Here is an 8,707-nt window from a genome sequence, read left to right on the forward strand (position 1 = left end):
TAGGTTGCTCTTTTTGGGTTAGCAATGAAAAATTCCGCTAAAGGTTGAGCTGAATTTGAGATCATTTCAATTTAGTAACTACATAATGGAGTGGAAGTGGGATTTTCGTTTTTGCGTTATTGTTGGTAACGTGTTCGTGTATGGTGTGTTGCAGGATTTCAGCCGAACGCTTTTGCGTTAGGATGAGCCAGCTTGACTGGCGAAAATTCCGCGTTGGAGAACAAAAGCGTGAGGTTGAACTAACGAAATGTTTCCTGAAATAAATATAGTTAATTAATGTGAGAATTTTTCCGCTGGAAAAATTCGGTAGAAATACACTATACACGTTGTTGCCTAACGTTATTTAAGAAAAATCAGGACTATATATTTCCAATTTCAAATCTGTGTTCTTACTCAAAAACTCTGTTGCCAGTTTTGAATTCTTCTCTTTTTTGAGAGATAGAACAACCTCTTTGATGGTATGTTTCTTATTCAAAAAAGCTATATCGTAACAGTCAAAACTTTGTGCCATGTCAGGATTTGCTGCAGCAAAAAAAGCCATTTTTTGCTTTTTTCGGAGCTTTAAAATTGTAAAGGCATTTTTGTCTGTAATATCAATTGTCTTTTTTAATAACAAGTTCTTTCCAAAAAAATATCCTTTGAAAACTTTGCCATCCACTTTTACAAATCCTTTTCTTGAGAATGTTATGATGGTTATGATTCCTAATAAGATTGTAATTCCGATTATAAAAATATAAAGAAGGTAACCTGAAATCTCATTAACTCCAGTAATAGCTATGCATAAAATTGCTAATCCGATTAAAGATGTATGAATCATTTGATGACTACTCAAATTATATTCAAGGATTAATTTATCATTATATGATTCAGTCATAATAATGTTTGGCAACGGGTTTGTATATGAAAAGTAGCGGATTTTTTGCACGAACTTTTCGGTTAAACACAGACCTTAAATTTATAAAATTCATTTCGATTTAGCACCTAAACCGCTATTTTTTATATACGTTGTTACCCACTGGCTTTATTCCGTTCAGCTTGGTTTTCAGCGTTGGCAAAGACATACTCTTTTGCAATTTTTGGCTTGTGTTTCGGCTGAAGCGAATTGCAAATGTGTATGGCTTTTAGCGTTGGCTTTTTAACAACAACTTTTATTTTCTTGAATTGGTGGACAAGCTACTGTTCCATAAGAACAATAAACACAACAATCTCCCTCTTTTGGTTTTAAAACCTTTTTACAATTTTCGCATTCGTAGAAAAATTGACAAGCGTTTGTTGGCATATCTTCCACTTTTTTATGTCCGCAGTTTGGACAAGTTATTTCAGATTTTAATATAGTTTCCATTAATTTTCTTTTTTGTCGGTTACTTTATAACCTGTTGAGTTAATTGCTTTCTCAATTTCCGTTTCATTGGTTTTGGTTTTGTCAAATTCAACGATTGCATTTCCATTTTCATAAGACGCTTTTGAGTTTACAATTCCGTTGAGTTTGTTTACTTCGTGATTGACGTGTTCTTCGCAACTGGCACAAGTCATTCCGCTGATTTTAAATTCCGTTGTTTTAATGTCCGATTTGTCAACTACAATTATTTGTTTTTCTGTGTTTGGGTAAAAAATTCCAGAATAATATGGGAAAGCCAACATTACAATTGCAAATACTGTTACAATACCTAAAAACTTTTTTGATTGAATAAATTTTGGTTTTTCGTCCGTCTCACAATCACAGTCTATTTCTTTTTGAGGTTTAAGTTTTTGATACCAAGCAAAGCCAAGAACTAAAATTGTCAGTCCAATTAAATATGGTCTAAAAGGTTCTATCCAAGAAAATGTTGAAACAATTCCACTTGTTCCTGCGATAAGAGCCAAAACTGGTGTAATACAACATAAAGAAGCTGTAATTGCCGTTAACAAACCTGCACCGATTAATTTGTTTTCACTTTTCATATCGTTTCTAAAATTTTGTTTTTATCAAGTATCTCAAAAAATGGGTTTAGCATTTTTTCGTATTCAGCCGTAAGTGAATAAAAAATCGTTTGAGCATCTCTTTCTGTTTGTAATAGGTTTCGGTCTTTCATTTTTCTCAAATGTTGAGAAATAGCAGAAATGTTCATTCCGAGAATGTCGCTTAAATCACAAACACAAAGTCTTTTTTCCTGAAAGAGTAGGTAAAGTATTTTCAGTCGAACGTTATTTCCGACTAATGAAAGTCCGTTCGCCAAATAGTCGAACGATTCGTTTAATTCCGAAACTGTGTCTTTGCAACGATTTATTTGTTCAATATCGGCTTGTTGTCTTATGCAAGAATTATTTTCCATAAAACAAAGTTACGGTTATTTCTTATTTAAGCAAATACTAAAATACATAATTTTCAGGCGTTGGGAAAATTTTAGCTCTTTTGGTTTTAAGCGTTGGATTTGTGTGTCGGAAAAAACCGAAAGTGCTAAAATATGCGGTTGGTTTTCAGCTTGTGGGTAACGTGTTCGTGTAAGGTTTGTTGCGGAATTTCAGCCGAGCGCTTTGCGTTTGGGTGAGCCAGTCTGCGACTGGCGAAAATTCCGTTGGAGAAAAAGCGCGACAGCTGAGCGGTCGTGGTTTTTCAGTTTTGTTGTTTAGCTTAAAAGTAAGAAAAAATCTTCTTCTTAACCATCAGAAACAATAAACTTTACACTGTGTTGGCTATAGTTTGTTGCTTAGTTAATAGTTGTAAACAAGAAATATCTTGAAATCAAGTATGTTCCAACAGTTATTAATGTTAACCACCAAAATCCGACCATAGCGTCTCTATTTTCTCTTTCTTTTTTGGAAATTGTAGAATGAACGGCATTAATAAATGCAAAAATAAAGAGATGTCTTAAAAGCTTAATCGCTGTCCCGCTTACAATTCCAAATTTGAAAATTGTAAGTGGTTCTATCCAGTTAATAGAGTAGATTACATAGAGGATTATCTTAAAAAAATTAGAGTAGTCCTTATATTTTTTTTGAGTGAAAACGTATCTTAAATTAATATTTAGAATTTCAGACTTTGGTATTATTAAGCAATGACTTGGAAATGGCTGAAAATTTATATTACTATCTTTTTGAACTGAACTTAAGTCTTTTGAAGTAAGATAGTCGTGTTTTTTTGGATGTGTTAGATAAATATATTGAAGATTTCCTGTTTGCTTACAGATAGTATATTGGTTAAGTAATCCTGAATATAATATAGCCTCTGTATCAGTTCTTTTACATAATACATCTGCGTTAGTGGCAATGAATTTTTTGTCTATAATCGAATTTTTTAACTCTTTAAAATCTTTATGATTTCCAATTTCTCCTTTAAAATAGTAATGCCAATGATTTGAAAACCGAAATAATGAGCTTTTCATATCTAGGTTTGTATATCTTACTAAAGAATGTAATGCATAGCCAAATAGCATTGGTGCTATAAAAAGGAGGCTAAGATACCAGTATAATAAATTTACTTTTAACTTATTATCGAAAATGGGCTCTTTTCTAAATTCTAAAGAGTCATAAATAATATTGAAATTTTCAATTGAAATTAGTAAATTAAAATTAAAATAAATGAATATTAGTACTAAATGAACAGCAAGTCCAAATACAAGACTTAAGAAAAGAGAATGTGACCATCCTTTGGAGTCAAATTGTTTTGTGAACTCTCCTTGGAAATAAAACCTTCTAAATATTACTCCAGGAAGAGCTACAAAAAAGAGTACAAAGATAGATTGAACTGCTACCTCCAACTTTTTCTATTTTATGAACAATGAATCACCATTAGATAGATTTACTTGATTGATTTTTTTTCCGTCATCTTTGCCTTCAAGTAATTTTTCGAATTTAGTTCTATCTTCCTCGTTTGACAAGATTTCATCTAACTCTGTATTCACTAATGCGTCATCGAGTTCGGCAAAAGCTTTAATTTTTCCAATAAGTATTTTTGAGAAATTCTCAGTGCTAAAGGTGAAAGCGCTAAATATATCCATGTTTAAGTGTTAATTGGTAGGAATAATTCAAATATATGTCAAAATAATTGAAAAAACCTAATTATTTTAAAAGAGTTCGGTTTCAAACATAACGATTTTTTGACATAATGTAGTATGTTTTAAACAAATTTTAGCCAACGGTTTTGTGTATGGCTCGTTGCAGGAAATCCGCGAGGATTTTCCGCCGTAACCGAAAGATAGCAAATTGCAATGAATTCCGATTAGGAATTCAGCCGCAATGAGCTATACACGTTGTTGTAAGTAGTTTTTATAATTCAAAAGTTTCTCCTAAAGTATTTTTTTCTTCGGTTAGATACTTATTTATCATTTCATATTGTTTACCTGTTGCTTCTGGTAAGCTTTTCATTTCCAATTGTGCATTAATTCTATATATTCTGCGTAATGACTTTTTCAATTCTTTTGACTCATTAGTGTAAATAACATCTAAAACAATAAATAAATTATTCAGTAATTCAATTGGTAGATTACCTGCTTGTTGACCAAAATAAAGAATTTTGCCTTTATAAATAAGATAATCATCAGGTAGGTCTCTCATTCTAAATATTTTAAAATCCAAAGGGTTTTCAGATGAGTCAACTTTTACCATTGTAAACGTGGTCTGTGAAATATGTGCAACTGTGTCACCTACAGAATTTAAAGCAAATTGAAAGTCAAGATTATTGTTTTTATATTTAAAGTAGGGGTTTGGTCTGCCGTTTAAATTACCAATATCTATTAAAGGCTCTGGGCTGATTTTTTGTGGCTTTTCCTCATTCGTAACGTTTTTATCCCCTTTTACGTAATCACCTTGAATATTATAAACCTTTTGAATATTTTTTGATTTATTCTTACCACTTCTTTCACGAAAATCTAGATATAGTAATATACAACATATTACTGCTAAACTTATAGTTAGAGCAATTGATTTATCACCAATTGATGTATTCAAAAATCCGTTTGTTTTATCACTTGAAAAGGATAGAAAAAAACTAATAGATAAAGTATTTAATGAAATTAATGCAGAAAAAACAGTCCAAAAAGCTCTCATATATCGAGTAATTGGATTATATATCAAAGTAATAATGCCAGAGATGATTCCGAGAATTAATGATATCTTCCAATTATTGGTAAAATAATACCCAAGAGCAATTGTTAAAATTGTAACAATTAAAACTACTATATACCAACTACTTTTTCTTCTATTCATTAAGTTTTAAATTACTTACAACGTGTTCGTGTAAGGTTTGTTGCGGAATTTCAGCCTAGCGCTTTGCGTTTGGATGAGCCAGTCTGCGACTGGCGAAAATTCCGTTGGGAAAAAGCGCGAGTGCTGAGCACTTGTGATTTTTCCTTTGACTAAAAGTACAAATTTTATCCAGATCGTCCACTTAACCACAAGTAGCAATTAACTTTACACGGTGTTGGCAACAGTTTTTTATCGTTCAAATATGTCATCTATGCTGTCTTGAGATGAGTAACCATCATAACTTCTGCCACTTGGCTCATAATCAGGCTCATAATCAGGCTCATAGCTTTCTAGGTAAGAATGGGCCAAATCATCAATATCTACAGATGAAACAACTCTTGATGTATCATAGTCAATTTTTTCTAAAACTGATTGATTTAAATCTTCTAAATATAAGTTTAAGCTTTCATATAATTCGGATTCTATTGCTGAGATATCAAAATCATAGACGGATTCGCCATCTGGATAATAATATTGATTCAAATGTCCTCTAAAATCAATTCCTAAATCTCTATTATTTATTATATCATCTAGATACGAATCTAAATGTTCTTCTAAACAAGAAAGAATGTATTGGTCCTCGATATCAAATTCATCTATAAAATCTAGAAGACTTCTTAGGGCATCTTCGTCTAAAGTTGATTCTATGAAATCATACAAGAATTCATAATTATCAAGTTCTATTTTAGGTTCGAATTCGGTTAATATTAATAGAAGCTCAAATAAATTGTGCCCTTTGGGTTTCTCAGTATTTTTAAGTTCAACAAGAAAACTTTCAATTCTCTTATTTAGTTTTTCGTTGAATAAATTTAAGTTCGATGTTAAAATCAATAAATCCCAATTTTTTTCTTTTGTATTTTCCTGAGAGAAATAATCAAATATATTTTCTTGAATTTTATTTAAAGATTGACGACTTATTTTTTTTGATAGATAAATTGTATTAAGAAAACGTATAGAAGTTTCAGTTTTTAAAGATTTTATGATATTTGAAATCAACTCGCTCTCATTTGCATAAGTGCTAAGTACAAAGTCCGTAATAGAGGGATTAAAAAGTTCGTATTCATACTCCTTTTCCTTTATCTGGTTTCGATTTAATAATGATTTTGTAACTAACTTTCTTACTGCCTCAAAACTTTTATCCGAGAAATCACCTAAATTCACTGGGTGAATTTTCAGAAACCTATTATAAGCATTTCTAAGAAGTTCTTCTGCAATTTTTCCATTATTGTAAACGGTTAAGAATGTTAGTGCTCTAACACAATCATCTGCTTGATTTTGAAAATAATCAGCCCATATAGCCTCCGGTTCTACAAGACTTTTTACTATGTATTTCCAATAGTCTTTTGAAGTTACATTACCAACTCTTATGTTGTCTGTAATAAACTCTATTATCCTTGGGTTGAAATTTCTATGATTAATTATATCTCTATATCTTTTATCTTCGTAAATCTGGTCAATATATTCTTCGCTCAAATTTGAATGATATATGTGATTATATAAAATCTGTGCTTTATCTACACTGGTTAAATTTTCAACCTTTAGTAAAAATTCATTATCACGAATTTTTCCGTTTTGAAATATGTGACTTAAACTATAAGCTTTGTTTAGAATATTAGTTCTTGAGGTAAGAATGAACTTTTTAGTATTGTCTTTATGAACTCTATTAATGAATTTGACAATGTGCGAATCCCTTTTATTGTTTATGGCATCGTACAAATTACTTCCTAAAAAATCATCGCAATAAAATAGAATTTTCTTTTCTTCTTTTTCTCTGAAAAGACTTTCAGCTTCACTAATATTCTCTTCTATATCACAAAATTCAAATCCCTTAGCGACGAAGTAGAGAGCCAAATTATCAGCAAGAGTTGTTTTTCCAATTCCAGGTTCACCAGTCAGAATTACGACATTACTCTTGTTTAAAATTTTTAATCCTTTTTTATGGTTTTCAGTAAGAGCATATTTATATGTGTTTTCCTGTAAATCTCGAATCGTACTTTCACTTCTGCCTTTTATAGCGTTGTTATATATCAAATCCAAAACGATGGTGCTTGTAATCCATAATTTAAGATTCTGCTCAACTACGTCTTGATTCTCCTTTTTTAGCAAAAAATCATTTAAATCATCATACCCAAAAATGTCGTCTTCTCTCTTGATATATGGATTGAATACTTTTTTTATTTCCTGCTTATTAAGTCTTGAAAGTTTTTTTGAAGTAATGAAAATGTATCTCGTTGGGTTGAGTTTTTTTACTTTTGCCACCTCTTCTGATTTAAGCTTCGAAAGAAGAGTAGTATAGGGTGTCTCTATGTAATGTTTACATTGTAGTATGCCTTCTTTATTTTTTCCAATCCAGAATCTTCCATCTACACCACCATCTTTACCAGCTTTAAATTTCTCAACTCTTTTATTCAATATTTTTTCAATGATCGAAGCGCCAAGCGCTTCAAATTCTCTGTCATTAAGTTTTGAAAAATCATAATTCATAAATTATTCAAGCTATTACAAAGTTGGTTGTTAAAATTGTTGCCAACGTGTTCGTGTATGGTGTGTTGCGGAATTTCAGCCGAGCGCTTTTGCGTTGGGATGAGCCAGCATGACTGGCGAAAATTCCGCGTTGGGAAACAAAAGTGAGAGGCTGAGCCAACGAAATGTTTCCTGAAATAAATATAGTTAATTAAAGTGAGAATTTTTCCGATGGAAAAATTCGAAGCAATAAACTATACACGTTGTTGTACCTAGTTAATCCTCGTTTAATAAGTGTAAATAACTATGATTTCTAGTTAACATTACCATTATGTGATATGTTATTAGTCTAACTAAAATTCTATGTAAAATCCTTTTTTCTTTTTTTCTTTTAACATTAAAATCCGACTCATATTTTTTCAAATAACTAAATTCAAAAACATTAAATTCAGAGATATCGTAATTCAGATGATGAGCAAATTTATTCCTCATTTTGTTGTAAACAGTAATATTATCTAGTAACTCATTCGGAGTGATTTTTTCTGCTTTAAGATAAGTTACTTTTTTATAGAATGAATTTAGAATTCCTCTCTTTTCCAAAGTTTCAAAACTTTTCAAATTTTTATCGAGGATTTCATTTAAATACTTTTCTAAGTATAAATGTCCAACCAGAACTATATTCAGCTCATTGTCATACTCAAAAATTTTCTTTGTAAGGTTACTGCCTAAACTAATTGACTTTTTTGGAGAAATTGAATCAATTATTGATATTAGGAGTTTTTCAAATTCCGCGTAGTCTTTTTGTTTTTTTAATCCAAGATCTTCAATTGCTATATTAAGAACATGTTTCATAAAAAAACAAAGTCAGATTAATTAGGTACAACTTGTTCGTGTATGGTTTGTGCGGAATTTCAGCCGAGCGCTTTGCGCTGGGATGAGCCAGTCTGCGACTGGCGAAAATTCCGTTGGAGAAAAAGCGCGACGGCTGAGCGGTCATGGTTTTTCAGTTTTGTTGATTGGA

9 protein-coding genes are annotated in these 8,707 nt (G+C 31.1%); all 9 read right to left on the bottom strand.

The window, feature by feature from the left end:
• Positions 1-343: 343 nt before the first annotated feature.
• Entirely contained in the window at positions 344-874 is a 531-nt protein-coding gene (locus AB9K26_RS00685) for a hypothetical protein (protein WP_369970624.1), read from the bottom strand.
• Positions 875-1,135: 261 nt separating this feature from the next.
• Positions 1,136-1,342, bottom strand: coding sequence for a GDCCVxC domain-containing (seleno)protein (locus AB9K26_RS00690; RefSeq protein WP_085766308.1), 207 nt, complete (start codon positions 1,340-1,342; stop codon positions 1,136-1,138).
• Entirely contained in the window at positions 1,342-1,941 is a 600-nt protein-coding gene (gene merTP, locus AB9K26_RS00695) for a mercuric transport protein MerTP (protein WP_093026617.1), read from the bottom strand. The genes AB9K26_RS00690 and merTP overlap by 1 nt, the downstream gene beginning before the upstream one ends.
• Positions 1,938-2,312: a metalloregulator ArsR/SmtB family transcription factor gene (locus AB9K26_RS00700; RefSeq protein WP_008615513.1), complete on the bottom strand. Its 375-nt coding sequence runs from the start codon at positions 2,310-2,312 to the stop codon at positions 1,938-1,940. The genes merTP and AB9K26_RS00700 overlap by 4 nt, the downstream gene beginning before the upstream one ends.
• 375 nt (positions 2,313-2,687) lie before the next feature.
• Positions 2,688-3,737 (bottom strand): hypothetical protein, encoded by a 1,050-nt coding sequence (locus tag AB9K26_RS00705; RefSeq protein ID WP_369970625.1) that lies wholly within the window; start codon positions 3,735-3,737, stop codon positions 2,688-2,690.
• Between the two features lie 6 nt (positions 3,738-3,743).
• Positions 3,744-3,977, bottom strand: a complete 234-nt coding sequence (locus AB9K26_RS00710) for a hypothetical protein (RefSeq protein WP_369970626.1) — start codon at positions 3,975-3,977, stop codon at positions 3,744-3,746.
• Positions 3,978-4,245: 268 nt separating this feature from the next.
• Positions 4,246-5,184, bottom strand: a complete 939-nt coding sequence (locus AB9K26_RS00715; protein ID WP_369970627.1) for a hypothetical protein — start codon at positions 5,182-5,184, stop codon at positions 4,246-4,248.
• A gap of 228 nt (positions 5,185-5,412) precedes the next feature.
• Positions 5,413-7,707: a restriction endonuclease gene (locus AB9K26_RS00720; protein ID WP_369970628.1), complete on the bottom strand. Its 2,295-nt coding sequence runs from the start codon at positions 7,705-7,707 to the stop codon at positions 5,413-5,415.
• 255 nt (positions 7,708-7,962) lie between these two features.
• On the bottom strand, positions 7,963-8,538 hold the full coding sequence (locus AB9K26_RS00725; protein WP_369970629.1) for a hypothetical protein: 576 nt from the start codon (positions 8,536-8,538) through the stop codon (positions 7,963-7,965).
• Positions 8,539-8,707: the final 169 nt, after the last annotated feature.

It is taken from the genome of Psychroserpens sp. XS_ASV72, assembly GCF_041224425.1.
GTDB lineage: Bacteria > Bacteroidota > Bacteroidia > Flavobacteriales > Flavobacteriaceae > Psychroserpens.

Bases quoted from the DNA above. Each gene is read 5' to 3' on its own strand.
- AB9K26_RS00685 (WP_369970624.1), bottom strand. From the start codon at position 874: ATGACTGAATCATATAATGATAAATTAATCCTTGAATATAATTTGAGT.
- AB9K26_RS00690 (WP_085766308.1), bottom strand. From the start codon at position 1,342: ATGGAAACTATATTAAAATCTGAAATAACTTGTCCAAACTGCGGACAT.
- merTP (WP_093026617.1), bottom strand. From the start codon at position 1,941: ATGAAAAGTGAAAACAAATTAATCGGTGCAGGTTTGTTAACGGCAATT.
- AB9K26_RS00700 (WP_008615513.1), bottom strand. From the start codon at position 2,312: ATGGAAAATAATTCTTGCATAAGACAACAAGCCGATATTGAACAAATA.
- AB9K26_RS00710 (WP_369970626.1), bottom strand. From the start codon at position 3,977: ATGGATATATTTAGCGCTTTCACCTTTAGCACTGAGAATTTCTCAAAA.
- AB9K26_RS00715 (WP_369970627.1), bottom strand. From the start codon at position 5,184: ATGAATAGAAGAAAAAGTAGTTGGTATATAGTAGTTTTAATTGTTACA.
- AB9K26_RS00720 (WP_369970628.1), bottom strand. From the start codon at position 7,707: ATGAATTATGATTTTTCAAAACTTAATGACAGAGAATTTGAAGCGCTT.
- AB9K26_RS00725 (WP_369970629.1), bottom strand. From the start codon at position 8,538: ATGAAACATGTTCTTAATATAGCAATTGAAGATCTTGGATTAAAAAAA.